Genomic DNA, 26,709 nt, shown 5'->3' with positions numbered 1-26,709 from the left:
CGAGCCGCCCGTGGACATTAAGGAACTCATCGTCCTACTGCTGACCGACCGCGCACGAGACCGCGACATCGCGCGGCTTGCGCATACGTGTCACGCGCTTGCGAAGTCGCTCATCACCTCGTTCCACACGCGGCACCTGCGGCACTTTTCGCTCGCGGAGTATTCGACGGAGAGTTTCGCGTGGCGCTGTATCACTGACCTCTTTCTTCCGCGCGACGGGGAAAGCTGTTACGAGCTGCGGACCTTTCTGCGCCAGCGCTTCGCCGATCCGTCGTTATGTACCGCGGAAGAAGCGGCTATTGCGCTGCGCATGGTGGTGAGTAAAAAAGTGTCACAAACAATTCCCGAAATCTACGGCGAGCTGGATCCGGACTTCCGGCGCCTGCTGCGCAACATCCTGCGGCATGTGAAAGGATCAGGCGGCTATACACTTGTGCACAGTGTACACGGGCTGCTTGTGTTACGCGTCAACGCACACATTCCGCTCCGTGAAAGGGCGGAGATGCCCGGTGACGAACTTCTGCGGCTGCTTGCGGAAAGAGGACGTGCGGGTGACGCCGCGTCACATCTGGTGGACGCGGTGTTCGATATTTTTTCGGCGCAGACGGAATACCGGCGTCTGTATCCGCTGCTGGGGCTTGCCGCGCTACTGCGCGATTTCCACGCTCTGCACAAACCCGCTGTCGAGCAGGTGAACGATCCGACCACCGTGTCAATGGAGCGTGAAGGGGTGCAGCGCCGCGTGGATCGCGCGGTGGAACATGTGGGCGAAATACTCCTGCGCTACACACAACGCGGCAGTGTGCCGCGCGAGCGGGCGGGGGCGCTGCGCCTGATGATGCGCCGCGTGTTCGAGGACATGGCCGACGGCGAATGCAGAGCCTTGTACGATTACTACCATGCCGCATTCGGCACGGATTCCTACATCGAATACCGCGACCTCTGGCGGTCGAAGGTGGAATATCTCTTCCGTGTGGGCAGGGATCACCTTCTCCCGTGACATTTTGAAAAGTTTTTCGGCAACGGGCTCGACATGACGGTACAAAGAAACAGACAGCCATGACACATACACATTCACAACCCTCCGAACATCCTCCCGAACGCGAGATCGAGCGTTTTGTGCTGGGTATCTCCGACTCGGAACAGTCCGGTCTCGTACGCGCGCATCTTGCGGAGTGCTCGTTCTGTGCCGAGACGGCCGACGTATTTCGCGCCGCTCACGCGGCGCTGAGCGAGACACTCGCGCAGGAACCGCCGGCAGCAGTATTCGCAGAACTGGAGGCCATCGGGGCCATTACGCCGCAGTCGCATGCCACCACGTTAGAAATGCTGCCGGTGCAGCGCAGGCGTACAATACACGGCGCTCCACCGCCCACCATCGCCCTCGCCGCGCAGGATGTGGATCGGAAGCCGCGCTTTGTCGCCATTCAAACACTTGCCACCGGCGACGAATCGACGTTGCTCCGCATCATGGCCGACAATGTCGAACACGGGACCATTCTTCAGATCGTCTCCGATTACGAGGTCTACATGTCGGATGTCGTGCTGGAATTCAGCGGTGGCCGCGGGATGTATATCACCGACGCGACGGGCGAGGTACGGCTGCCCCACTCGTCCGCATCGACGTTGACCGGTGGTGTTGCACGGCTGCACGCGCAGCGGGCACGTGGGCGCATGGAGGCGGGCGAGTTGACCGGTATCCTGTCGCTCGACGACGGAAGCACGCTCGAAACAAGCGCGGGTGAAGCGGCGGGCACACTACGCATACGGCACCGCGGCGCGGACGCGGCCGTGGACGATCACGCCCTGTTGGTGGAAACTCCCGACGGCGGCAGGCATCTGGTACCATTCACCCAAGGTGAGGCGATGTTGCCCGCGGCGACACTCACGAAGGGAGGTCACCTGACGGTGTACTGACGACACATGCCACTCACAACCGCGGAACTGCATCACGAGCAGCAGCACATCAGGGAGCAGTTGCTGTACCTGCAGCACAGCCCGCGCAATCGCGCGCTGATTCTGCACGACTGGATCGATCGTATTCTCGCACCCGCGCACGGCGCGCGGGCGCGGAGCTTCATCCTCGAGGCCACCGCACAACTGTTTGAAGTGATCCCGGCACTGACCGCCATTGGCTGTCCGCCGTCGTTTCCAGCACAGTTGCATGACACCGTGCGGCGCGCCGTATCCGCAGTGCCGGACGCCTTCGACGCGGCCGATGTATCACGCGCGGACGCACGTCTGGTGTATCTGCAGAGAAGCGTCCTTGCCTGGCTGGGCGAGGTGGAGAGTGGTAACGCCGTAGATGCCGTCACTGGACGTGAGGGAGGCACCGAACGTGAACGGCTCGAGGAATACATCACACGGCTTGAGGCACAGACTGACACACGCGCCGAGGAGTATCGCAGGATCGCGGACGAATGGGACGCCCAGGTACAAGCGGCCGCCGATACCGTGTTCATTCCCCTCCTGGAACACGATCTCACGGAAGGAGAGATACGCGACTTCCACCCCTTCGGCGCGATAGGGCAGTTGCATGTGCGCATGCGTCGGGCGACAGGCGGCGAGGAACAAGATGTGCTGCGTTTCGCGGACGCGCAGCAGGCGACACCGGAGACGTTCGACGAAGTAACAGCGGCACTCGCGGCCATGCGTGCGACACTGGCGCAATTCGAACGGCATACGGATGGCGGGCGACTGATCGTCGACATTGCGAGTTCGAACGGCGACCTGCGTCTCGTCGGTCGTTCCGTCGGGCTTGGCGCCGCCGCGGGAATGCTCGCCGCATGGAGCGAGGAGATTCACCGCCGCAATCACGTGCAGTTGCGCGCGGGGGTGCTTTTCACAGGCCGTATCACACGCGACGGAAACACGATCGCACTCGACGAGGAACACATCGCGCGCAAGGCGGAGCTGCTGCACTACTCTCCGTATCAGGCCCTTGTGCTGCCCAAGGCGAACGAGGCAATTGCGCAGGCGCGCCTCGACACATTGCAGACGCTGCACCCGCAGCGGCACGCGCGCCTGTATCCCGCGCGGGAACTCGCCGATGTGTACAACAGCCGGGCCGTGATCGACATCCGGACGCGGAGTGTTGCGGAACGCGCGGGTCGCGCCGCACGAAGACACGCCACCGTCCTCGCGATCGTATCCACCATGCTGCTGCTCTGCACCGTTGCAGCGTGGTACATCTTCAATGTGGACCTCGATACGAATCCATACAGGACAACCCTGATGGAAAACGAGTTTGTCGTCTGGAATAAAAACGGGAAAGAACTCTGGCGCGCACCGGCGGGGTATCCCACGAAAGTGTCCCGCAGGGGACTGACGGAGGAAACCATCGTGCATAGCGTCGACACGATGTATGCACGGTGCGTGGATCTCGATGATGATGGAAGAAACGAGGTTCTGACCAGTACATACGGGCTTCAGCGCGGTCGTTCGGAATGGCTGACGTGTTACAATAGCGACGGCACGGTGCGGTGGAAACGCGATCTCTTTTTCGGAGTGCGCACCAAGGAAGGTGATTACCGCGAAGATCCGGTAACGATAACACACCTATGGGATGGGATGCTGAAATCCACCGGACAGAAGAGTGTTCTCGTGAACGTGGGAAAAAACTACTATCCTCATGCGCTGACGCTTATGGACACCGCGTTGAATGTGCAGGGCAGGTATATCCATATCGGAGCGATACGAAATTACATCGTGCTCCCTCCGCGTCGCGGCAGGAGCGGAAAAATCGTGCTTGCAGGTCAGCACAACGGCTTCGAGGGCGCAATCGTTGCCGTGCTCGATCCCGATAGTATCAACGGTACCTGCCCACAAACGCTCTCACACGACCTCATCTGGCCGGTATTACGGCGGAACCGGGAGGATGCGTATCTCCTGCTACCACAAACCACACTCGCGCGGGTTGTAGGGGATGGGCGGATTCCCTACGCTATTGTTGCAAACAGAACCGACAGCACCATCACGATAAAACTGTTCAGTGTGATGATACCCGACGATGCACCGTCGTACGCGGGAGAATGGGCCTGGATCGATTTTGATCTCGACTGGTCGTTACGACCAATGAAAGTGAGGACGTCGTCGCAATACGACAACCGCAGAGGCTTCATCATCGAGCGAAAACCTTGGCCTCGAGGGGATGAGAAAGAGGAGTTCCTGCGCGGGATCCGCTATTGGACGGGACAGTCGTTTGTCGACTACAACACGTGGCGGAAGTTGAAGCCGGGATACAGGATTCAATGAGAGAACAGCCGCAGAGAGATGGCCGGTATAAGATGTATCAAGGACAGTGGCACGACGTGAAATGCTGAGCACTGCGGAATTGCACCACACACAGGAGTTGGTGCACGAATCGTTGTACTACCTGCATCACAGTCCGCGCAATCAGGCACGGGTTTTACATGAATGGCTCGAGACACTCCGTGTACAATCGGATCCCGGGAAGGCGCGGAGTTTCCTCGTGGAAGCGTACGCACAATTCGTTTCGGTGATTCCGAAATTGAGCGCTCTCGGCTGTGCGCCAGAATATTACGCGCTGCTTCGCGCGGACCTTGCCTGGCTGCAATCAGTCGCCGACTCGGGACTCACGAGCAGCGACATACAGAAACTCGATACACACCTTCTCGGGCAAATCCGACGGCTCGAGAGTTGGCTGGGCAAACCCGGCGCACCTGACGGCGGGTGGGACAACGCGCCGGCAGGTGCGGGCGCGCGTGAGATCCTCGACGCGTATCTCGAACATCTTGACGGCAGTGCTCCCGGACTCGTCGACGTGTACCGCGGCATTGCCGCGGAGTGGGACGCGGTGCTGCTGCGGCCGCCGGGAGTCGTCTCTATCCCCGTTCTGGAAAACGACACAACACACGGCGCACTGCGCGGCTTTGTTCCATACGGTTCGTGTGCGCAATTACATATGCGTGTGTTTCGACACGAAGGCAGCAGCGACGACGATGGCGTAAGTCACAGCGGCGATTCACCACTGCCCGCCGATGTGAACATCGAGCTGCACGAAGCGCTGCACGCTATACGTAGCGGCGCCGCGTGGCTGCAGCACGGGTCGCAGGCACAGGAACGCCTCACGCTCGACGTGTCCTTCTCCGAAAATAACATGGCGATCGAAGGGCGTTCGCTCGGCCTGGGAGCGGCCGTGTGCGGACTGGCGGAGTGGAGCCGCACGCGGGACAATGCCGAATACTTCACCGTTCCCGCGGGCACAGTGTTTACAGGACGCATAACAGGCGACGGAACCGTACTGCCGCTCGAGGTAACTCATTGCGTGTTGAAGGCCGAGTCGCTGTGGTACTCGCCGTTCAGTGTCCTGGCGCTGCCGCGAGAGAACGAAGCCGCCGTCCAGCAGCGGCTCGACACACTTCGCGCAGCACATCCGCGGCGGTCGTTTGAAGTGGTGCCTGTGCGTTCGCTTCGCGACGTGTTCAACAACCGTGTCACCATTCACACACGCCGCCGCCCGATGCGCGAGCGTGTCCGGTTGACGCTTCGGCGGAATATGCGCAACATCGCGATTGTGTCGAGTCTGTTGACAATATCGCTGCTGAGCACCTGGTTGATGTTCATCGCGGATTTCGACACGAATCCTTCCACCTATGTTACACGCGATAATCAGATAGTGGTGATGAATGCACGCGGGAAGGAACTGTGGTCGGTGCCGCACGGTCCGGATGAGGAGCCGATACACGAGTTCGACATACAACAAAACGGGCGCACGTGGTCGTCGGCAGCCATCGTCGATTTGAATGGGGACGGAAGGAACGAGGTGGTTTTTGGGCATCCCAGGCCCAAGGATGGATTTTCGGACTACATCTATTGTTACAACCCCGAGAAAGAGGAGCAGTGGCGCGCGTATCTGGGCTTCCCGCTCGAAACACTCGAGGGGAACTACTTGACGTGTTCGCGCTTTCGACTCAACGCGCTACAAGTTCTCGAACGTGATGCAGTTCATCCGCCGCGCATTGTTGTGGCGGCAACAAACGATGCCTACAGTTGCACCGTGTCGGTTGTTGATACCGGCGGCAATTTCCTCGGGCGATATCTGCACATCGGCAATCTCAAGGCGTTGCGCACAGCGCGTGTCGGCCAGGACCGCCGCCTGAAAATTCTTGCGGCCGGCACTTTGAACGGGTACATGCAGCCGGTTCTGGTAGTGTTGGATCCGGACCACGTATACGGTGTATCGCCTCAGAGCCCGTTACACACACTTCTGCAACCTGTGCTTCCTCCCGCGCCGGAGATGTATTACATCCTGTTTCCCATTCCCGACATCATTGCCCGGTACGGACAAGAATCGTATCAAGGCGCTGAAATAATGGCTGCGAACGACTCGATCGTAACCGTCAACTGCCTGCATGGAATCGTGCGCGACGATGTAACAGGCAAGAGATTTGAACACATTTCCCTGCACTATTCGTTTGATCCACGCACAATGCGCTGTCTCTCGGCCAAGACAACTTCTACATTTGAAGATGCCTATGACTGGTTCGTGTCGAAGCAGCGTATCCCCCCTGTTCCGCGCGTGGAATATGCCCGGCGGCTTGTACCCCTGGTCAGGTACTGGAACGGAACATCGTTTGCCACGAATCCGACGATGAACCGCCGCTACATGCAGCGAGTGGATTCGATCGCGGCGCAGAAAACGCCGCGGTGATCCGGCGGACGATCTGTACACCCACACACAAAATTTTGTTATCAGGTGCATTTCGTATTCTCTTCCCGTAGTTTTCGTTCGACAGAGGAGATGCACCATGAAACGATATCTGGTATTGGGTCCAGTGATCTGTTGTATCAGCGTCATCGCCGCCGCACAGTCCCATACATGGCCGCCCAGTAATCCGGGACCCGCGCCGATCATGCGGACGCTGCGGCTGCCCGGCGGGAAGGTGCTGCCCTCGTCGCTGCGCTGGAATCTCGTCTGGGCCGATCAAATCGTGCCGCAATGGGTGACACCCGCGCAGGTGGGTTTTGCGGCGAGGAACTACATCGGCACACAAAAGATATTCCGCGATCAGCTCGCGGAGTTCGAAGCCGTGAATTCGAATTTTATGGCGGTGTCGTATCACTTGGCGGCCGGACTCAATCCCGCGCACAACAGCGACTGTCCGGATCCCAAGGACAATTCCGGCAGCGACTTCATCGGTGTCGTCACACCCAAGCGTTATGTGTCCGAATACACCGAGTATTTCCGGCCCTGGCTTGTGGACCGCGGCATTGCCGAGAACAGTCCCTCCTTCGAGGCGATGTTCCAGCACTACGACGAGGTGCTGCCCGCGAAACGTGTGTGGCATCGCGATCCGTACTGGCTGATGAACATGGACGATGCGCATTGGCGGGCGTACCTGAGCGCGGTGTCGTTGGAGTGGATGTCGGGCAACGGCAATCAGGGCATGTTCTTCGATGTGGCTGTCGAGACCAACGCCTCGTTGTTCAACCCGAACGTCTGGAATCCGCAGCCGGGGAACTTCGACTGGTGGATGGCGCCGCACAAACCGTACGGATACGCGGGGACGATGGACTCGCGCACAAAATTCTCGCAGTACATGAACAACACGTACCGGAGCTATTTCCAGCATGTGTACCGCGCGTTTCATGCGGCGGACACGGCTTTCCTTGTTCTGCCGAACACGGATCAGATGATCACCACGGTGTATGATCCCGTGTGGCTCGATGGTGACGCGCAGGGCGAGACAGTGGACGGTGTCATGGTGGAGAGTTTCGGACAGGCCACAATCGGCGACATGTATCTGACTCTGGAACGTATCGTGCGGCATGTGACGGGCCGCGGGAAAATTCTTCTCGCTCAGGCGTATCCTGCGCAGCCCGAGGAGGCGGCCCGGCTCATCGGCATGTTCATGCTTGTTAAAAACGAAAACAGCTACGTGAATTTTCTCGGCAATCAGGGTGTCGAATGGTATGCGGCATACGAGATCGATCTCGGGGAACAGAGTCCCTGCCCCGCGACGCTCGATCCACTTCGCGAACAGGGCACCGGAGCAAACTCGCTGTGGCGCCGCCTCTATTCGCGGGGCATGGTGCTCTGTAACACTGCGGACACTGAAGCCGGCTACCTCCTCGCGGGCTCGTCGTGGAGCATCGTCCGGCCCGTCGGTGGCGGCGATGTTCGCGCGGACGGCTCCCTTCCGTCATATTCCGTCGAGTACACACCCGCGGGTCACAGCGTGACAGTTCCCTCGTGTGATTGTGTCATTCTTCGCGATACCAGCAGCACGGGCATCGCCGGCACCGCGCGTCCCGATGATGCCGTATTGCGTGCCTTCCCGCAGCCGGCGCATGGCAGCGTCAGGATAGAACTCGGGACGGGCGAGACGTCTCCGCACGCAGTGCGTCTCGTCGACATTCTCGGCAGATCGATCCCGATCCGCTGGTCCGCATCTGCCGGAGAAATCGACATCCGATGGACGGGGATCGAGGCGGGAGTGTATGTGGTGTTACTCGAGAGTGGTGGCGGGATGAGGAGTGTGAGGGTTGTTGTTGGGCGGTGGAAAGTAGAAGGTGGAAAGTAGAAGGTAGAAAGGGGAAGGGGGAAGGGGGAAGAGAGAAGAGAGAAGAGAGAAGAGGGAAGGGGTGGGATTGGGACGGCGATAAAAAAGTGAACGCAGAACACGGCAACGTGTTCTGCGTTCTGGTTACGGTGTTCTTCGTGTGAGGTCAGCGCGTGACGCGGAAGCGCAGGGCCTGCGTGTTGTTGTCGAAGGCGGCGATGTAGGTGCCGGGTGAGAGGGAGCCGAGCGGCACGGTGAGATGCGTTGCTCCCGCTGTGAGAGTATGCGTCGAGAGGCGCGCGCCGAGCAGCGAGTAGATCGTGATGTTGCGGTTGATCTGCGCCGGCGCCGAGACCGACAGCACGAGACGATCGGTCGCGGGATTCGGATAGACGGTGAACGTGAGATCGGTCGCAACGGGCCGGTCGACCGAGGTCGGTGACGACGGTGTTACTTCGACCGAGCGTTCGACGGGACCAGAGCCCGCGCTGATCTGGAAGGTATTGCTCTGCGACACGTATCCCGGAGCGTGGAAGAACAGCGTGACAGTACCGGTGGGCGCTTCGTTCATCTCGTACAATCCGTTGGCATCCGACACCGCATAATCACTGACACGGCCCGAGGCATCGTAGAGAATCGCGGTGGCTTCGGGCAGCGGCGTGCCGCCGAGTGCAAAGCCGCCGATCTTCGCGCGGATGGTGCCACGAACAATCTTGCCGCCGGTGAGGCCCCAGCGTTTCTGCAGCGAGATGACGATGCCGCTGATGGTGCTCGCCGAATCGACGCTGATGCGTGTGGCCTGCGTCCAATCGGGAACCGCGACATCCTGCGCCTTGTAGTAGCCCGGCACATGTTCGCGTGTGTACGGCATCGCGTAGATCACATACTCGCCGGGCTTCAGGTTGAGGAATTCAAAATTACCGATGCTCGATCCGGTGCTGTCGGTGATGAAGCCGCCCGCTTTGACGAGTATCGGCGACTGGGCCACTGTTTCGATCCGATACAGTTTGAGCATCGCGATGAGCGGCGCTGAAGCGCTGTCGACCACGGAACCGCTGATGCTGCCGTTATACGTCCTTGTTGTGGGAAGCAGGAAATCGATGCCGCTGCGATCCACGGTCAACGTGATCAACGTGGCAAGGTTCGGGTCGGGTGTATTGTCATAGTAGCGCGACTCATGCCCGCCTGCAAGATCCACGGCCTGCAGCAGATAGGTTTCGTTCTCGGGAAGCACGAGCGTGTACGTGCCGTTGGCGTCGATGCGCGCGGTGTACGACTGCCGCGTGTTCGTGTTCATCGCAATCACCTTTGCGGTGGCGATGGGCTGATTCGTACCTGCGGTGACCACGGTTCCGGTGATGGTTTTGGTTGCGGTTGTCTGGGACGCGACGATCATGTTCACCGATGTGGAATCGTTGCAGCGCACGGTGACGGCAGTAGCCGATGCCTCATCTGCAGCATCCAGATACCATTCCGTGGTGAAGCCGGCGCCGTAGGCCTTGACGATGTACATGCCGCTGTCGGATACCGCCACGGCGAAAGAACCGTTTTTCAACTGTCCGCTGAAGGTGAGCGCGGGCGGGAGATCGATCCGTTTCACGTACACCGTGCCGTACATCGGCGTGTTGTTCTGATCGAACACCGTGCCGGTGATGATGGCACATTTGCCGGGATTCGACACGCTGTCCTGCCCCACCATGACGTACCACGACTGCTGCGCTGTGATGGTGGGATTCGATTGCAGATACGCAGCAATCTTGAATGTGACCTTACCGTTTGCCGCGGGTGTCCAGCGAACTTCGCCGGTCAACGAATCGAGCGTCGCGCCCGATGGAAGGAGAATGGACCTGTAGAGAACAACGTCTGATGGAGGTCCTTCGGCATTGGCATCATACACGTATTCAATACCGATCTGTGCCGTTGATGGGGGAGTCGATGTAAAACGCACGCCACCGCGCTGCGCTTCGTTGAGAGTGTGGGCACTGCCGCAAGCGACAACGATCGCCAGCAGAAGTGCTCCGGTCCAGAGTCGAAACATGGTCATGGTGTGTTCTCCGGTGCTGTGTATGAACGGGAAATCTTGGTGATGGAAACGGGTCTTGGTTCTTGTACGATCAACGTGATATTACCAGGTGAAACGGAGCGTGGCCTGGAAATAGGTGCGTGTTCCCTGCATGAATGTCGCGGTGAGCACACCGGTGACGATACGTTCCGGTCCACTCCTTCGAAGCACGAGATTGGTGACGCCGATATTCGGGCTACTCGTCACAATACGTTCGGTCGGTGTGACGGAAAGTGAGTCCTTGCCTTTGGCAAACTGAAACGAGGCGCCGCTGCCTGATGCCGGATCGGTTGTGAGATCGCGTGTGGTGTTGTCGATGGCGAGCGAATCGACCACCGTCACCGCGTACAAAGCTTTTACAGGATAGTAGGGTGGCGCAAGATGGGCTGTGACGTGGAATCGAAGAAGGGTGCGGCCGCCGCTCGTATCAACATCGGCACGCACCGTATCGAGGACGGGCTCCCAGGTCATTTGATTCTCGGTGGCGCTGAAATCAACATCGGTGGTGATCCATTTCGGCTTCGTGTCGACGGGATTCGTTGTATCGCCGAGTACCGTGCGCCGGCGGGGAGTATCGGGTTCGAGAGGTGACACGCAGGACATGACCACGCCGAGAGCGCAGAGTCCGAGCAGCAACACACCGACTCGTTGCGCGGCGGCCCGCCGCGGAGCAGCGTCAGAACGCAACGAGCAGGCCATACGTCACACCGATTTTTCTTGTGGTGAACCAGCGGTCCTGAAACGGATATGCGACGAGCAATCCTTCGATTCCTAGTTCAAGGGAGAGCGGCGGGATGACCGCATATTGCAGCCCCACGGCCAAACGCAGTTGCGGCCAATACTCGCGCGTGATTCCCGCATGTGTGGCGATGCTGCCTGAAACCCCCGCCTCGGAGCGTGCCCAGAGCGGACGGTACCGGTAGGCGACACCGATCCACGGCGTCAGAAGATTCTGCTGATATCGAACAGTGCGTCCGTTCTCTGTGCCCTCGTATTCCTGCGGGTACGCCTCCTGTCCGCCTTCGAGGCCCAAGGCGTGTTCACTCCCGAGGTTGTACATCAACGACGCAGCCATGTTGTTCACAAACGGGGAGGAACGAGGGCCGATGTCGGTCGAGGGGGAGGGAGAAAGGCCGTAGCCGCGAAGCCGCAGAAGGAGGCGGTGCGTGGCGAGTCCGCTGCGCAGAGGATACGATGCACGGAGGTCGCGAATAAAGTCGGTCCCGCGGCCCTGAATCACGGGCGAGGTGCCGATCGGTACGAGCGATTGATGCGCGGGAATGTCCTGCGCAGTCAGGGCTGGTGTCGTCGACGCGGATGCCGGAAGGGTTTCCTCCATCTTCGCCTGTGCTGCCGCGGCTTTGTCGGGTGGAACAAGAGGCGCTGCATTGTCGTGCGTTCCGAGCGCGCCGCTGCCCGAATCGCCGCCGGTGCCGGACCGCGTCGCGGCGTGTGTGACGGATGTGGAATGTATGCCTGTACCCACAGCACCGCTTGTTTCCTGTGCGCGTGCGTCGCGAACGGTCGCGGACGTGTTGTCGGATGCTTGCGATTTTTCGCGCGGAGCGGGTGCCGATGCGGGCGCCGTATGTTGTGCGGAGAATGTGCGTGTATCGGCGGACTGCACACGTCCTGCGGATTCCGCTGGTGCTCTTTCCGCGAGTGAACCTTCGTGATCCATGCGTGTAGAAGCAGGAGCCGGTGCAGCAGGTACCGTACGTGCGGGAGCGGGGACTGCGGGAACCGTGTGCGTTGAGACGGAAGGGGCTGCCGGATTCGAGGAATTGGACGAGGAGAAGAAATACAGAAAAACGCCGCCGGAAAGCAGAAGCACGAGGCCGATAGCGGGGAGAAGTCCCATGCGGCCAAGTATCGGATTCTTGTGTCCCTTTTTTGTGGTGACCGTGGCGGCAGTATCGATGCCGAGGCGCGCGAAGAGCGCGGCGCCGAGATCGGCGGGCGGAGTCATGGCGGACGAGTACGCGCGTGTTGCGCTGCGGATCGCCTGCGCGCCGCGGAGAGTATCGCGCAGCGCCGCATCCGCCGCGAGCTGCTCGTAGAGCTGCGACTCGCGCGCGGCGTCGAGTTCGCCGTCGAGGGCGGCGTCCACGAGCCGTTGATATTGGTCAAAATCCTGATGTTCCATGACGATGCCTCGCGCTCGGGGGCTTTATGGTTGCGTCAATTCGACGACATACGGGTGGAGAATTTCGCGCAGTTTCTTTCGCGCCCGCGACACGCGGATACGCGCAGACAGCGCCGTACAGGAGAGAATGCCGCCGATGTCGTCGTAGGACAAATCCTCGTACTCCCGCAAGAAAAACGCCTCGCGTTGCTCGGCGGGCAGCAAGGCCATGGCGGTATTGACGAGTTCGAGCAGTTCCCGGTTCTCGAAAGGCCGGTCGTGAACCGTCAGTTGCAGATCCTCGATGGAAATGCTGGGTTTGGTGTCGCGCTTGGCGTTCAGGCAGAGGTTGCGCGCGGTAATCAGCAGATATGCGGGCACGTTGCGCACATGCGTCTTCTGTTGTCCACGCTCGAAAAAACGTGCAAAGGTGTCCTGAAACACATCCTCGGCGCGTACCGCATCCCCGAACACACAGCGGCAATACGCCCAGACGCGCGCCGAATGCCGGGCGTACAATTCGGCGAAGGCACGGTCGGCTTCACTTTTTTCGGCCGACAGACGTCCGAACAGCTCCTCGTCGCCCATACGGCGGCAATCCGGAATCGGATCGGCGGCGGCGGGTATTTTCTTCGAAGGAGTTTTCATGGCATGTGCGGCGCGGACCACAGGATCCGCCACCATCAATGACACCGCGCGGAGGTATTTGTTTCTCTGCTATTTGCGTGATTCCCGTACAAAAAAAAACCGCTCCTGGGGAAGGAGCGGTTGCCAAGCGTTTGTTCCGATCCCGGTAGGGAGGGCCGAGATCGGGGCTAGTGGCACGGGCTAAATTACACGATTCTCCGTAAAAGTCAAGTCGATTTTGAGGGCTTTTCTGTCTCCGGTTCCGCTTCGAGCTGCTCGAGCATCTCGAAGGCGTACCGCAGATGCGGGATCACGATCGAACCACCGATGACGAGTGAAATATTCATCGCCTCCATGATTTCCTGCCGCGAGGCACCTTCCGTCACACAGCGGTCGAGGTGATAGAAGATGCAGTCGTTGCAGCGCAGCACCATCGAACCGACAAGCCCCATCAACTCCTTCATTTTCACGGGGAGCGCCCCTTCGCGGTACGCGGCCGTGTCGAGCGCAAAGAAGCGGTTGAATTCCTTCATGCCTTCTCCGAGAATCTTTTCGTTCATCTCGGTGCGGTAGAGGCGGGTATGGGAGATGGAATGGGGCATGTCGTGAATGGGGTACGGGGTACGGGGAACGGGGAACGGGGAGAGAGAAATGGGAAACTGGGAACGAATCGATGTTACATCTCTTTTCCCCCTTCCCCCTTTTTACCTTAGGCCTTTTCCGCCCAGACGAGGGCGATGTTGATGATGGTAAGCACGGCCTTGTGCATGTCCTGCACGCTGATCCACTCGCGTTTGCTGTGGAAGCTGTGTTCACCGGCAAAGATATTCGGACAGGGAAGTCCCATATACGAAAGCCGCGCGCCGTCGGTGCCGCCGCGGATGCTGCCGAAATGCGGCGTGATGTTAACACGCTCCATGGCGATACGCGCATTTTCGAGGACGGTCGGGTGTTCGTCGAGCACAAACCGCATATTCCGGTACGATTCGTCGACCTTGAATTCGACCGACGATTTCGGGTGACGGGCGCACACTTCCTCGGCGAGCGTGCGGAGCATCGCTTCCTGTTCACGAAGTTCGGCCGTTTCAAAGGAGCGGAGAAGGAACTTGATGCTCGTCTCCTCGATGCCGCCGTTGAGCACGTACGGATGCACGTATCCTTCCTTGTCGGCGGTTGTTTCGGGTGAGAGGCGGCCCTTGGGCAGTGCATCGATGAATTCGGCCGCGAGCTTGATGCTGTTCACCATCTTGCCCTTGGCGAATCCGGGATGGATGTTCACACCTTTGAATATCACGGTCATGCTGTCGGCGCAGAACGTTTCGTTCTCGATGGAGCCGAGCTGTTCGCCGTCGATCGTGTACGCGTAGGCCGCGCCGAAGCGCGCCACGTCGAAGTACTTCGTGCCCTGCCCCACTTCTTCGTCGGGGGTGATGCAGATGCGTATGGTACCGTGTTCGATTTCGGGATGTGTGATGAAGTAGTGCGCCGCGTCGAAAATTTCGGCGATGCCCGACTTGTTGTCGGCGCCGAGCAGCGTCGTTCCGTCGGCGGTGATGATGGTTTCGCCCTTCTTGTGCGCGAGTTCGGGATTGTCCTCCACCGTGATCACAATGGAAGGATCCGCGGGAAGCACGATGTCGTTGCCGTCGTAATTCTCGTGCAGCACGGGCTTCACGTTTTCGCCGCTCACCTCGGGCGACGTGTCCATGTGCGCGATAAATCCGATGATCGGGATGTCGGGCTTGTCGGTGGTTGCGGGAATGGTGGCCATCACGTAGCCGTGCTCGTCCATGTCCGCATCTTCGAGCCCCATCTCGCGCAGTTCCTTCACAAGTTCTTCGCCAAGAATGAGCTGCTTCAACGTACTGGGAAACGTTTCTGACGTTTCAGACGACTGCGTATCGTATTTCACGTATTTCAGAAAGCGATCAACACAGGTGAAGGTTAAGTCGGTGGGTATCATGCTGGGTCTGAGCCTGTTGTGGGTTGGATGCGTGGGGTCGGGGGAAAGTGGAAAGTGGAAAGTAGAAGGTGGAAAGTAGAAAGTAGAAAGCAGAAGGTGACGTGAGACGGATTGCGTGCGTGAATGCTGCTGTATTCCGTGTTCTGCGTTCTATCTATTCGTAGCGCAGTGCTTCGATAGGATCGAGGTTCGCGGCCTTCCAGGCGGGATACACGCCAAAAATAACACCAATGAGTGTCGTGACGAAGAGGCCGAGCAGGGCCCACCCGATCGGAAGGACCGGAGGGATTTCCAGCAGAAAGGCAACCAGATTCCCACCGCCCAGACCGACGATGATGCCGATAAAGCCGCCGAGCTGGCAAATCACGATCGCCTCGATGAGGAACTGCCGCAGAATGCTGTTGCGTGTCGCACCGACGGCTTTTCGCACGCCGATTTCCCGCGTGCGCTCGGTGACGGAAACGAGCATGATATTCATGATGCCGATACCCGCGGCGAGCAGGGCAATGGCCGACACCGCGCCTGAACCGATGCGAATCTGCAGCGTCATGTTGTTCACCTCCGAGATGAGCGTCTCGTTGGACACAATCTCGAAATCATTCTCATCGCCGGCAGGCACTTTCCGGATAGCGCGGAGCAGGCCGATAACCTCGTCGGTCATCGCGTCGTAGGTGTCGGGACTGGCGGCTTTGGCCTGTATGCCCACCCATCGGGTTTTCCCGAAATGATCCAGGAAGGTGGTCAGCGGCACAGCCGCAAAATTGTCCATCTGACTGCCGAAGAGGCCGCCTTTCGATTCGGTCACACCAACAACCATAAAACTGATGTTGTCGACACGCACCGTTTTCCCGAGCGGATCTTCGCGGGGGAAGAGGCGCTCGGTGATTTTCGGGCCGAGTACAATAACGTTCTTTCCGTACTGCAGTTCCTGTTCGGTGAACATGCGCCCGTCGGCGATGACACGATTCTCCGTGTAAATAATCTCGGGCGTGGTGCCGTCGAGACCGATGTTCGGCTCGGTTTTGCGGTTCTTATATGTTATCTGCACCGGCCAGTAGGACGATTGGACGCACACGTGTTCGGCGAGGCGCGACGCGTCGCGTATGTACATGCCCTGTTCCACCGTGATGTCCTTGCGGTTCCGGTATTTCATACGTGTTTCGGGACCATGCTGCATCGCGGGATATTTCTGCACATTCAATGTATTCGAGCCGAGAATGTCGAAGCTCGACACAATCGTATCCTGCAGGACGCTGATCGCGGTCATCACCCCGATGAAGGAAAACACGCCGATGACAACACCGAGCAGGGTCAGGAATGCGCGGAGTTTGTTGGCCTTCAGCGCGGCGAGCGCGAGACCGACAGTTTCACGGAAGTCGATCGTCTTCATGTGTTCTGTCCAAAATCGGGGGATGAAACAGTGGAGAAAATTCCGGGGAAAAATCCCGCATGCAACTTTTCTTGCAAGATACTGTGTTTTATACTGTGAGTTACATCCACCGTGAAATTGCACCAACACCATAACGCCCTGTCCACGCTGCTGCTCGTCACTCAGCTTCTGCTGGTTGTAGTGACGATTCCGCATTTCCATCTGGCTGCGTTGCACAGGACGGAATACCGCGCTCTTCCCTCTTCGGGACAGGAGGCGGCGCATGCGTCGTCGGTGTGTTCGGTCTGTGTTCTGCGCAGTGATGCTCAGGCCGACGGGATAGAGTCCGCGCACACGTGCCGGATGTTTGTCTCCGTGGGCAGCAGCAGCACACCCGTGCGGGACCGGATACTGCACGCGGATGCCCACTCGATTTTCCTCCGCGGCCCCCCCTCGGCATAAGCGGATGGAGGCAGGGACGCCTCCCGTGTGTGCCGCTCGAGAATACGGAAGACGCCACTCGACGCTCTTCCGCATGTGATCGTGTGACTCGGAGTTTTTCCTCCGCTGATTACGTATCCGCACGACCGCTCAAGAAGCGATGTAGCCGGATCCCGGACGTGCCGGGTGTATTCCTACATTACCGCCGAGGAAGTATGAAAAATGTATTCGTGTCGCTCGCGATGATCCTGCTGCTGTGCACAGCAGGAGCCGCCTATCCGCGCCGGAATCAGTCACGGCCGGCAGGTGCATCACGCATTGTGCTTTCGGGGACGGTAATAGACAGCAGCACGGGCGAACCGCTTGTCGGCGCCTCCATTTTTCTGAAGGAGCGCGGTACAGGACAATTCTCGCGCGTTGACGGCGGGTTCGCCTTCGACGATGTTCCCCCAGGCAGATACACACTACAGGTTCGCTACATCGGCTATTTGGAAAAAACCCAGGTTGTATTCGTACGTGAAAGCATGCGACTGACGCTCGCACTCGCGCCAGCCCCCGTGCTGTTGGCCGAAGTGGATGTGACTGCAAGCATATCACGTTTCCGCGAATCCTCCGGCACCCAGGCACGTGAGATCATGACTCCTGCTGAGCTGGACCGCCACAGGGGACAGACACTCGGCGAAACACTCGAGGACATCCCCGGCGTCACCGTTCTTCAAACCGGACCGTCGATTTCAAAACCGGTGATCCGCGGTTTGCACAGTCAGCGGATCAAAATCGTCAACGACGGCATTGCCCAGGAGGGTCAACAGTGGGGCGGTGAACATGCGCCGGAAATCGATCCCTTTGATGCAGACCGCATCGAAGTCGTGAAAGGAGCGGCAGGGGTTGAATACGGGGCCGGTGCCATCGGCGGCGTTGTGCGTCTCGATCCGCGCCCATTCCCAAACGCCGACGGTATCGGTGGAAAACTGGCCCTGAATGCATTTTCGAATAATATGCAGGGTGCGGTGTCCCTCATGGTGGAAGGCCGCCATGAGGCCGTACCCGGACTCGCATGGCGCGCACAGGGCGGAGCACGCAAGGCCGGGTCGGCACACGCGCCCGGGTATGTGATCGGCAACTCCGGCTTCGAAGAAAGCACGGCATCCGGCGCCGTGCGCTATGACCGGGGTCCGCTCGGATTCGAGGCAGCGTACCGCCTCTTTGAAACGACACTCGGGATCTATCGCGGCTCACACATCGGAAACTACGATGATCTGCTCCGCGCAATCACCGCGGGTCATCCATTGACGGACTACAACTTCACCTACGATATCGCCGCACCAAAACAACATATCCGGCACGATGTTGCATCACTCACAGGATCGTATCATAAGAGCGGATTCGGGGTGATCGACTTTCAGGCGGGATTTCAAACAAATCACCGGCAGGAATTCGATGTGCATCGTCGCTGGTTCGATACAAGCGCCGCCGATCCACGTCCGGCCTTCGATCTGACTCTCGAGACGCAGACGGTGGACCTGCGCTTTCGTCGCGAACCCGGCAGCATTTTTTCGGGATCGATGGGAATCAACGGGCTGCGGCAGACAAACATCGGCAACAGTCTTTCCTTCCTCATCCCGAATTTCAGGAGTTACGGTGCAGGCGTTCATGTTCTGGAAAGTGCAACCGTCGATGATTGGTTTTTCGAGGCAGGTGCCAGGGTTGATTATCTCACGACACAGGTTTTCGCCTACGCTCCGAAAAACGTGCCCGACACCACACACAAATACGCCGGCTATTCCGCGGCTCTCGGGGCGCGGTGGGCCTTCGCCCCGGATTGGTCGATTGCGGTAAATGCGGCTGCTGCGTGGCGTCCGCCCAGCGTGAATGAGCTGTACAGCAATGGCGTCCATCATGGCACCGCGCAGTTCGAGATAGGTGACGGGCGACTCGCGGGAGAGCGGAGCACCTCTATCGATTTCACATTGCGTCATGGCGGTGAGAGCACAATGTTCGAGCTGAATGCGAGCCAGTCTCTCTTCGCCGATTTTATTTCGCTGGTCCACGAAGCCGAACCCACGCTCACACTGCGCGGCCTCTTCCCCACCTTCCGATACATGCAGTACAACCGGATATTCCTCCAGGCGGTGGACGCGTCCCTGGAACAGCGCGTGGCGGAATACTATCGAATCGGATTGAGCGTCTCGCACATTTATGCGGCAGTGCTACCCGGATCCGCGCCACTGCATCAGATGCCAGCCCCACGTGCACGCCTGACGAATCACTTTCACTTGCCCGCGCTTGGACCGTTGCACGAACCATATCTCGAAGCCACGGTGCTTGCCGTCGCACGACAATACCGCGCTGCCGACCAGTTGCTGCTCGCTTCACCGGGCCAAACACCGCTGGTTCTCACACCACCCCCGGGGTATGTGATCGTGGAACTCGGCGCAGGTGCGGACGTGGAATTCGCGGGCACACGGCTCAGCGCAAGCCTGCACGTCCGCAATCTCTTCAACACTCCGTATCGCGACTATCTCAGCCGCTTCCGGTATTACGTCGACGAACCGGGCAGGGATATCGTGCTGCGTCTCCAGATTCCCTTCGGCCTCAGTGCCGGCGAGACCGGGGAATAATCGCCGCCGCACCATTTGTATTTCGCATCCATCAAAAATTCACGGAAGATATCATGTACACTTCTCACATACGCAACCTGACTATCGCGGCCCTTGCGCTCGCTTCTCTCGTCTTCGCTTCATGCAGCGACGATCCGACGGCACCTCCTGTCGACAACGAACATGCGCCTCCCACAACGATCACGGTCGAACTTGTTGCGCTCGACGCAGCGGGGAATCCCACGACTCAAAAAACAACGGCAACCGTGCGTGATACCACGGTTGTGAAAGGGAAAGCACGCGTGGAAGGGCTGCTACAACTCGACGCCGGTGTACAATACCGCGGCAGCATCACCCTGTATGATGAATCAAAATCGCTGGCCGAAAATGTGACCAGCGAGATCGTGCAAGAAAAGGACGGACACATCTTTTTATTTGCACCGGGAGGCGGCCTCGACGCGTCTCGGATTCTGATATCAGACAAGGACAAGGACTCGAAGGGGTTCGATGTCGGCCTCACGTTCCTCCTGCAAACAACGGCCGGGCCATCCGCAACGGGTATCATCAACGTGCAGCTCCGACATTACGACAGCGGCAATAAGAACGACACGGTGTACGATACCGATATCAACAGCAACATCCCGGTGCAGATCCGTTAACCGGACGGTCTCTCCAACGGAAGTAGACGAGCACACCATTCGGCGGAGGCTGGGTATTCCCGCCCTCATCGGAAGCAGAACAATTATAGGAACGGCCGTCCCGTGTGTGCGGGACGGCCGTTTCGTATAACGGAACTCTGAATTGTATCAGCGGATGACGAGCACCTGATGCTGTTCGCGTTTGTCGCCGATGATCAATTCGATCGCGTATCGTCCGGAAGGCAGCGACGCGGCGTCCCATGTGAACGTGTGGTCGCCCGTGGAGAGCAGACCATGATGCAACGTCGCGACAATGTTGCCGAGCGGATCGAGGACACGCAGCGAGACATCTGCTCCCGCAGCAGCGGTTTCCGGTATGTACACGGGGACGAAGCCGGTGGTCTCGAGCGGATTCGGGTAGCTCTTCCCGAGCAAACGATCGGGATTGCGGACTAGGAGTTTTTCACAATCGCCCTCAATCGCGAACGATGCATCCTCGGTGATTGATTGGAGTGCACAGAGACGCTTGAACGACATCGTGTTCCAACGCAGGCGAGAGAGGATGGAAGATTGTGTCGATGGAACGCGGAACACCAGTGCGAACAGCTCCGAGGTCCGGACCGTGGGACCCTGGGGCGCATCCGCCGAAAATGCGAGGACGCCGTTTGCAGCGGTGGCGCGCACGGGGATCCCTTGGAGAGCATAATTCTCCGTCAATACACTATCGAATTGCAAAACATCCGCCGGATACGAAAAGGAACCCGCGATCGAAAGCACTTCGTTCGACGACACACTATCGGTGGTAATAATAGGAACGACCAACGAGCCGTTCGAGTTGGCGACCATTGTGTTTGAGAACGAGAAGCGCACCTGCGGTACACGATAGGGTGCGGTGTAGGCCGTGTCGGCAAGCGCCTGCTCGCCGTTGTAATGTCCTGTGACACGCACAGCGCGGCGGGTACCGTCGGGACAGACGTTGGTACTTCGATAGGTGAGCACACATCCGTCCACAAGTTCCGACGAAATTTCCTGATACACATTCGCCAGATCCGCGCCCGTGCTCGAGAGGAAGAATTTTCCGCCGGTGCGGGTGGCGAGTTCACCGAGCAAATCCTGGCTCACTTCTTCGCCAAGACCAACCGTGTACACAGGGATGCCGAGACCCGCCGCTTTGTTTGCGACAACAGTCATGGTCGTGTTCCGGCTCGCATTGTCCTCACCGTCGGTAAGAAGGATGATGGCGCGTTTCCCGCTCAAATTCCGAAGGCGATTGATGGCCGTGTCAACGCCAAGCCAGATGGCTGTGGATTTATCGAGTTTAATGCCTTCGAGTTTGTCGTGGAGGAGTTTCTTATCGTTTGTCAGTCCTTGTTCCGTTCTGACGATGCCACAAAAGGAAACGAGAGCACACTGGTCGATGGAGAGGAGCTGATCGATGAAAATATGAAGCGCGCTTTTTGCTCCGTTCCACCGGCCGCTGTCTGGATCCACGACGTCCGTATTCGGGTAGAAGGCCATCGACAAACTTCTATCGAGAACCAGGGCGACGGAAAAGGGCTGCAGGGAGCAGACGATGCTGGCGTTCTGCGGGATGTCGTTTTCAGTGACATCGACACGGGTGAATGCAGTATCGCGTATAGCGCGCGTGCCGTTAAAGAGCTTCACACGCATCGTGATATCAGGATAGGCGGTGGTATCGAGCTCATAGAGTGAGAGGGAGAGCCCCACGCCATCCTTCGACGCACGCCAATAATCTCCTCGTGACTGTGCGCTGAGACCGTGTCCGAACATCAGAAGCAGTGCAAGGGTAAACAGCATTTTCGCCGATCTCATCGTCGCTCCAATCTCAAATCCGAAAAGCGCGGACCGCATGTCCGCCGGGTTCTTCAACATCATGTGCGGGGTATTCGTTCTGTAATTTCAATGAAATAGCGGGGGAAATCAAGCCCCCGCCGGAGAATGACAACACGTTGCCCCGGAATGTTGCGCCCTATCCGATGAGAACGGGGTTACCGGCCCAGCTCTTCCGCCGATTTTCCACCTATTCCGTATTGGTCTTTGGGCATTTCGCTGATGATAACACGCACCTGTTCGGGGTCGGCATTCAGCGTCTTCACCACTGCGTCGGTCAAATTTCTGATCAATGCCGTCTTTAATTCCTTCGGTCGACCTTCGAGGATGTGAGCAATGATGATGGGCATAATCGGTACTCCGTTCACGTTATGATGACCAACATACGGAAAACGCATTCGAAGCGGGAAGCCGCGAGTGGCACATCCTGTGATGATCTTATTGCTGTCGGGCCGGTCTCCGGAATACGAACCGTCTGACCACATGGCATCGGGAATGGGCGAAACAGATTCCTGCTCCAGATCGGGAAAAGGTCAGCGCAGTTTCAACCGTCCATCACGCTCGAAGCAACGTCCGCGCAATAACCATAAGGAAAGCACGCTGCCAATCGCCGTGGAACCGACAAGCATCAGCATCACGACGATCTGGTACTCGACGGCAACAAGCGGATCGGAGCCCGCAAGAAGTTGTCCGGTCATCATCCCCGGGATCCACACAATTCCAACACCCATCATCGAGGTGATGCTTGGAATCATGCCTGAACGGACGGCGCCACGAAAAATGTCGGCCGAGGCCTGGGACGCATCGGCCCCGAGACACAAGAGAAGCTCCACTTCGGCGCGGCGTCGCCGCAGATCCGTCAACAGCCGCTCCGTGGCGACAGCGATGGCAGAAACCGAATTGCCGATCACCATGCCACCGATGGGGATGAAATACATCGGATCGTACCACGGCTTCGCCTGCACAACCACACCTACCACGACCGCCGAAACAGTCATATAGCTCAACAGCATCGAGAGGAAGGTCGGCCAGAACAAGCGTAATTGTTTTTCCTTCACGCGTCCTTTCACAACCTGCGCCGCAAACAGAATCATGACTGTGAACACGCCCAGAACAAGATACCAATCACGCAGAGCGAACACGGTGCGGAGCACAAAAGCCATGAGGTAGAGTTGCGCGACGGTGCGCACAGTACCAATAAGAAGATCCTTCCCGAGGCCGAGGTGCAAGGCCGTGGACGCGGCTCCCGCAAGAAGGACAAAAATCAGAGTGACGGAGAGTCCCAGCGGTGTTATATCGAGCGGACCGGTCATGTGGACCCCTCGCGGATCATGCCCTTTTCCATGTGTGCCCAGCGGGCATGTGCGGGTGCCCCGGCAAAGGGGGCATGGGTCACGAGAAGCACGGCGAGTTGCTGCGAGCCATGAACCTCCACGATTTCATCGAGGATGATGGACGCCGATTCAGCATCAAGCGCCGCGGTAGGTTCGTCGAGCAGAAGGTAGTCCGGTCGCATGAGCAGGAGGCGCAGCAGGGCGAGGCGTTGTTGCTGGCCGACGGACAGATCGCGCGCGGGCTTGTCGAGCGGCACATCACCGAGCCGCGCGCGGCCGAGCATGCCGCGCAACACCACATCCGATTCCTCGGTGTCGCCCGGCGGAGCATAACGTCGCGACAGCAGCATCGTTTCACGCACGTTTCCTTCGAGCATGACAGGGACCTGCTGCAGATACGCGATACGCCTGCGTAATTGCGTCGCGGGATACTCATCGAACAGCACGCCGTCGAGCGTCAGCGATCCGGAAGAGGGTGCTTCGAGGCGGCAGAGAAGGCGCAGCAGAGTCGATTTTCCACAGCCCGACTCTCCGCGCAGCACCACAAAATCGCCTCGGGCGAGGTCCAACGACACACCCTGCAATACCGGTGTACCGGGATAGTCGAACGTGAGCTTGCGCGCGGAGAGCATGATGCAATATCGCACGCATTTGACAAAAGTGTGACAAGCGGCGTGCTGCCGCTTCGCAGATTGCGGCCGTTCAAATTCACCCATCCCACCCGCAATCATATCGGAGGACATCATGACACGAACGGACCGTTTTCTCGCAACACTCGCCCTGCTGTTCACGCTTGCAGCAGCGACGATGGCGCAGACGACCATCACCATTCTTCATCTCAACGACACCCATTCGAATCTGGCCCCGGGAGGTCCGCGCACAACATCGCTGGAAGGTACCCTCGGTGGTATCGCACGTGCGGCGACACTCATCGGTTCTGTAAAACAGAGCGAGGACTATGTGTTAACGCTCCACGCGGGCGATTCCTTCATCGGCGACATGACCTTCAACACGACGTACGGCGCTGGTGAACTTGCATTGCTGAAGGCAATCGGCGTTGATGCCATGACACTCGGTAATCACGAATGTGATCTGGGACCGACGACCTTGCTGGGCGTGCTTCCCGTGGCCTTCCAGAACGGCGGCTTTCCTCTTTTGAGTGCAAATCTTGTGCTGCCCGATCCGAGCGTGCAGCCGCTTGCCGGCTATGTGTTCCCCTCGATGACCCGCGTATTCGGGACCGTTAAAGTGGGCGTGTTCGGACTGACAACCCCGGCCACAAACATCCTTTCAAATCCGTCGCCCGCGGTGATTTCACCGGATGTGCTGGGGATTGCGCAGAATACTGCCGCAGCGCTCAAAGCGGACGGCTGTGATATGGTAATTCTTCTCTCGCATCTCGGACTCGACGCCGACCGCCAACTCGCCTATGCCGTTCCTGCTCTCGATGCAGTACTTGGAGGCCACAGCCACACGCCTACCAGCGCTCCTGACATTATTACCGACGCCCTCGGTTCTGCGACACCCGTTGTTCAGTCGGGTGCCTTTTACGAGTCGATAGGCCGTCTTGAATTTACCGTTACTTCCGCCGGCGCAACATTGACCGATTACCGGCTTGTACCCATCACCACCGCGATTCCCGAAGCACCCGCCGTCAAGGCCGCCGTTGCCGGACTGATCAACGGCGTTGAGCAGATCTACGGGCCGGTGTTTACACAGCAGATCGCAACCGCATCGAACACCATCGACGAAGTCGCCTATCCCGCGAGCCGTCCCGGTGCACACGATACTCCGGCTGGAAATCTCATCACGGACGCATTCCGCCAGAGCATGAACACCGACATCGCGATTTGCGCGGGTGGATCGATCGCGCAGCCCTTGCAGAAAGGGCCGATCGTTGCCGCCGACGTGTTCCGCATGGTCGGGTACGGATTCAACACCGACAACGGTCTAGGGTACCGCATGGCGACGTTCAAGATGAGCGGTGCCGCACTGATGGCGGGTCTCGAATTCGGCGTATCGCAGGCCGAACTCGATGATGAGTACCTCATCCAGGTTTCGGGAATGAAGTACTGGTTCGATCTTGGCAAGCCGGCCATGAGCCGCATAACACGCGTGCGTATCGGGAACCGTGATCTTGAGCCCGACCGCATGTACACGGTGGCGGCGAGCGAATTTGTTCCGATGTTCCTGACAGCACTTGGCATACCGTTCAGCGACGTGCAGATCGTCAACAACCTGACGGAATTCCAGGTGGTTGCTGCATACATCAGCCGGATGGGCGTTGTAACTCCGGGCGGCGGCGGCCGCGTGATTCGTGCAACACACGCCAAGGCGCCCGCCGGAAATATCACTGCAGCGCCGGCGTCTCTCAGCATTCAGCAGAACACACCGAATCCCTTCCCGTCGCAGACAGTGATTTCGTTTGCACTCGAGACAGCAGCCGAGGCGACGCTGCGCGTGTATGACGCAGCGGGTCGTGAAGTGGCACTCGTCGCGAATGGATTTTTCGAAGCTGGACAGCATCAGTGCACATTCTCCGCCAACGGTCTGCCTTCAGGCGTGTACACGGCCGTGCTCAGCGCAGAGGGACGGACCTCGAGTCGCCGCATGGTGCTCGCGCGGTAATCCGCGCGACACATTTCCACACACCTGTTTCAGTGACACCCGACAGCCGGCTCCCCGCTCTCCAAGAGAGGACGGGGAGCCGGCATGATCGCAGGCCGCATTAACGTCAATTCGAAGTTTCGGGCGTCTTCGTTATTATGCATACGACCTTTTGACACAGTGTGCAGCCACCCATGACCCGCGTCGCAAAACTTCTGATTCTTGTAGCCGGACTGGCATCCATGGTGCTCTTCGGATATTCCGTACTCAAACCGCGCAGCACGTACAGGCCCGACGTCGTGCAAACCTGGAATTCGCCGGACGAAGAACTGGAATATTACCTGAAAGAGAAAGCGGATTATCGCAGGCAATTCGCACGCATCCTCGCAGAGAAACGCATCACGCGTGCCGAACTCATCGCGGCGGATAATCCCGAGTTAGCGAACAAGGCCGCTGCGGTTGTCGATTCGCTGCGCGCGCGTCTCGCGCGTACAGCCCCTGCAGTGTCCGCGGACAGCGCGAGGTAACAGCGACACGGCTGATTGACATTCTCAAGGGTGGCATGTA

The 26,709-nt window shown here is 58.8% G+C and carries 21 protein-coding genes; 10 read left to right on the top strand and 11 right to left on the bottom strand.

The window, feature by feature from the left end; all coding sequences use genetic code 11:
- Positions 1 to 10: 10 nt before the first annotated feature.
- The 5 genes from HY962_04345 to HY962_04325 all read left to right on the top strand — a co-directional run bounded on the left by HY962_04345 (position 11) and on the right by HY962_04325 (position 8,546).
- Positions 11 to 1,000, top strand: a complete 990-nt coding sequence (locus HY962_04345) for a hypothetical protein (protein MBI5646140.1) — start codon at positions 11 to 13, stop codon at positions 998 to 1,000.
- Between the two features lie 59 nt (positions 1,001 to 1,059).
- A complete protein-coding gene (locus tag HY962_04340; protein ID MBI5646139.1) occupies positions 1,060 to 1,917 on the top strand; it encodes a hypothetical protein in 858 nt (285 codons plus the stop codon).
- Between the two features lie 6 nt (positions 1,918 to 1,923).
- Positions 1,924 to 4,254 carry a hypothetical protein gene (locus HY962_04335; protein MBI5646138.1) on the top strand — a complete coding sequence of 777 codons (2,331 nt, stop codon included), beginning with the start codon at positions 1,924 to 1,926 and terminating at the stop codon, positions 4,252 to 4,254.
- A gap of 46 nt (positions 4,255 to 4,300) precedes the next feature.
- Positions 4,301 to 6,673 carry a hypothetical protein gene (locus tag HY962_04330; GenBank protein MBI5646137.1) on the top strand — a complete coding sequence of 791 codons (2,373 nt, stop codon included), beginning with the start codon at positions 4,301 to 4,303 and terminating at the stop codon, positions 6,671 to 6,673.
- Between the two features lie 97 nt (positions 6,674 to 6,770).
- On the top strand, positions 6,771 to 8,546 hold the full coding sequence (locus HY962_04325; protein ID MBI5646136.1) for a T9SS type A sorting domain-containing protein: 1,776 nt from the start codon (positions 6,771 to 6,773) through the stop codon (positions 8,544 to 8,546).
- A 145-nt stretch (positions 8,547 to 8,691) separates the two neighbouring features.
- On the opposite strand, the gene HY962_04320 is transcribed toward HY962_04325, so the two are convergent.
- The 7 genes from HY962_04320 to HY962_04290 all read right to left on the bottom strand — a co-directional run bounded on the left by HY962_04320 (position 8,692) and on the right by HY962_04290 (position 16,692).
- Positions 8,692 to 10,569 (bottom strand): carboxypeptidase regulatory-like domain-containing protein, encoded by a 1,878-nt coding sequence (locus tag HY962_04320; protein ID MBI5646135.1) that lies wholly within the window; start codon positions 10,567 to 10,569, stop codon positions 8,692 to 8,694.
- An 81-nt stretch (positions 10,570 to 10,650) separates the two neighbouring features.
- Positions 10,651 to 11,286, bottom strand: coding sequence for a hypothetical protein (locus HY962_04315; GenBank protein ID MBI5646134.1), 636 nt, complete (start codon positions 11,284 to 11,286; stop codon positions 10,651 to 10,653).
- A complete protein-coding gene (locus tag HY962_04310) occupies positions 11,264 to 12,733 on the bottom strand; it encodes a hypothetical protein (GenBank protein ID MBI5646133.1) in 1,470 nt (489 codons plus the stop codon). Before HY962_04310 ends, HY962_04315 begins: the two co-directional genes overlap by 23 nt.
- 24 nt (positions 12,734 to 12,757) lie before the next feature.
- Positions 12,758 to 13,360 carry an RNA polymerase sigma factor gene (locus HY962_04305; GenBank protein ID MBI5646132.1) on the bottom strand — a complete coding sequence of 201 codons (603 nt, stop codon included), beginning with the start codon at positions 13,358 to 13,360 and terminating at the stop codon, positions 12,758 to 12,760.
- Between the two features lie 206 nt (positions 13,361 to 13,566).
- Positions 13,567 to 13,941: a carboxymuconolactone decarboxylase family protein gene (locus tag HY962_04300; protein ID MBI5646131.1), complete on the bottom strand. Its 375-nt coding sequence runs from the start codon at positions 13,939 to 13,941 to the stop codon at positions 13,567 to 13,569.
- 107 nt (positions 13,942 to 14,048) lie between these two features.
- Complete coding sequence (gene pepT / locus HY962_04295; GenBank protein MBI5646130.1) at positions 14,049 to 15,302, bottom strand: peptidase T; 1,254 nt, start codon at positions 15,300 to 15,302, stop codon at positions 14,049 to 14,051.
- Between the two features lie 154 nt (positions 15,303 to 15,456).
- Positions 15,457 to 16,692: an ABC transporter permease gene (locus HY962_04290; protein ID MBI5646129.1), complete on the bottom strand. Its 1,236-nt coding sequence runs from the start codon at positions 16,690 to 16,692 to the stop codon at positions 15,457 to 15,459.
- Positions 16,693 to 16,803: 111 nt separating this feature from the next.
- Here HY962_04290 and HY962_04285 point away from each other — a divergent pair, with 111 nt between their 5' ends.
- The 3 genes from HY962_04285 (at position 16,804) to HY962_04275 (ending at position 20,371) form a co-directional block, all read left to right on the top strand.
- The gene (locus HY962_04285) at positions 16,804 to 17,133 is read left to right on the top strand and encodes a hypothetical protein (GenBank protein ID MBI5646128.1); all 330 of its coding nucleotides are present in this window, start codon (positions 16,804 to 16,806) and stop codon (positions 17,131 to 17,133) included.
- A 194-nt stretch (positions 17,134 to 17,327) separates the two neighbouring features.
- Positions 17,328 to 19,733: a TonB-dependent receptor gene (locus HY962_04280; GenBank protein MBI5646127.1), complete on the top strand. Its 2,406-nt coding sequence runs from the start codon at positions 17,328 to 17,330 to the stop codon at positions 19,731 to 19,733.
- Positions 19,734 to 19,786: 53 nt separating this feature from the next.
- Positions 19,787 to 20,371 carry a hypothetical protein gene (locus tag HY962_04275; protein MBI5646126.1) on the top strand — a complete coding sequence of 195 codons (585 nt, stop codon included), beginning with the start codon at positions 19,787 to 19,789 and terminating at the stop codon, positions 20,369 to 20,371.
- Positions 20,372 to 20,518: 147 nt separating this feature from the next.
- Here the strand turns inward: HY962_04275 and HY962_04270 are convergent, their stop codons facing one another.
- The 4 genes from HY962_04270 to HY962_04255 all read right to left on the bottom strand — a co-directional run bounded on the left by HY962_04270 (position 20,519) and on the right by HY962_04255 (position 24,167).
- Complete coding sequence (locus HY962_04270) at positions 20,519 to 22,183, bottom strand: VWA domain-containing protein (protein MBI5646125.1); 1,665 nt, start codon at positions 22,181 to 22,183, stop codon at positions 20,519 to 20,521.
- A 176-nt stretch (positions 22,184 to 22,359) separates the two neighbouring features.
- Positions 22,360 to 22,551, bottom strand: coding sequence for a 2-hydroxymuconate tautomerase family protein (locus tag HY962_04265; GenBank protein MBI5646124.1), 192 nt, complete (start codon positions 22,549 to 22,551; stop codon positions 22,360 to 22,362).
- Between the two features lie 183 nt (positions 22,552 to 22,734).
- Positions 22,735 to 23,514, bottom strand: a complete 780-nt coding sequence (gene fetB / locus HY962_04260; GenBank protein MBI5646123.1) for an iron export ABC transporter permease subunit FetB — start codon at positions 23,512 to 23,514, stop codon at positions 22,735 to 22,737.
- The gene (locus HY962_04255) at positions 23,511 to 24,167 is read right to left on the bottom strand and encodes an ATP-binding cassette domain-containing protein (GenBank protein MBI5646122.1); all 657 of its coding nucleotides are present in this window, start codon (positions 24,165 to 24,167) and stop codon (positions 23,511 to 23,513) included. Before HY962_04255 ends, fetB begins: the two co-directional genes overlap by 4 nt.
- Positions 24,168 to 24,279: 112 nt before the next feature.
- On the opposite strand from HY962_04255, the gene HY962_04250 reads away from it, so the two are divergent.
- Positions 24,280 to 26,163 (top strand): 5'-nucleotidase C-terminal domain-containing protein, encoded by a 1,884-nt coding sequence (locus HY962_04250; GenBank protein MBI5646121.1) that lies wholly within the window; start codon positions 24,280 to 24,282, stop codon positions 26,161 to 26,163.
- A gap of 173 nt (positions 26,164 to 26,336) precedes the next feature.
- Positions 26,337 to 26,669 (top strand): hypothetical protein, encoded by a 333-nt coding sequence (locus HY962_04245; protein MBI5646120.1) that lies wholly within the window; start codon positions 26,337 to 26,339, stop codon positions 26,667 to 26,669.
- Positions 26,670 to 26,709 lie beyond the last annotated feature (40 nt).

It is taken from the genome of Ignavibacteriota bacterium (genome assembly GCA_016218045.1).
In the GTDB taxonomy this organism is placed as follows: Bacteria; Bacteroidota; Ignavibacteria; order SZUA-365; family SZUA-365; genus JACRFB01.
This window is presented reverse-complemented; position numbering and strand designations above follow the sequence as displayed.